The organism is Bifidobacterium sp. M0353 (assembly GCF_016100645.1).
Classification (GTDB): domain Bacteria; phylum Actinomycetota; class Actinomycetes; order Actinomycetales; family Bifidobacteriaceae; genus Bombiscardovia; species Bombiscardovia choladohabitans.
The window spans coordinates 1-569 of the sequence record NZ_JACFSB010000010.1 but is presented as its reverse complement, the minus strand read 5'-3'; the positions used below and the strand labels follow the sequence as shown (position 1 = coordinate 569).

Below are 569 nucleotides of genomic sequence, written 5' to 3'. Positions count from 1 at the left end.
CCAAGCGTTCGAAAAATTGCAAAACGATTGGCAAACTCAAACTGACCAAATTAATGCTGATTATGAAAGCCAGAAAAAAGCAATTCAGAAAGATGCCGATAGCCAGTTAGCTAACAACAAAAAGGCTGCTGACGATGCTATTGCTAAACTAGAAAGTGACAAACAGGCAGCAATTGACAAAGCCAATATTGATTTTAATAACAAGCTAGAGAGTATTCAAAGCGACTATAATTCTTGGAAGACTACCATAATTGCTGATTTTCAAAAACAATTGGATCAGCTGCAACAGGAATTAAAAGACGATGAAGATGCCCAGAATAGCATTAAAGAAGCTATTAAGGTAGCTAATAATGCAATTAGTAAGATTAATGATGTCAACTTTGACTTGTATGTTAAAAAAGATGACCTAACCGCTGCACTTGCTAAAATAAATACTTTAGGTAATCCAATAAGCGTTGACAATAAAACAAATCCTGATTCTCTGACAGAACCAGGAATTTATTTTTCAAAAAATGGTTTAAATTTTGATAAATCGAAAATACCTGATGGCTATCGTATTGATGGCAAAA

The 569-nt window shown here is 33.7% G+C and carries 1 protein-coding gene; it reads left to right on the top strand.

The features are described from left to right. On the top strand, window positions 1-569 hold a 569-nt coding region (locus H3V04_RS08755; RefSeq protein WP_198188179.1), incomplete at both ends, for a hypothetical protein.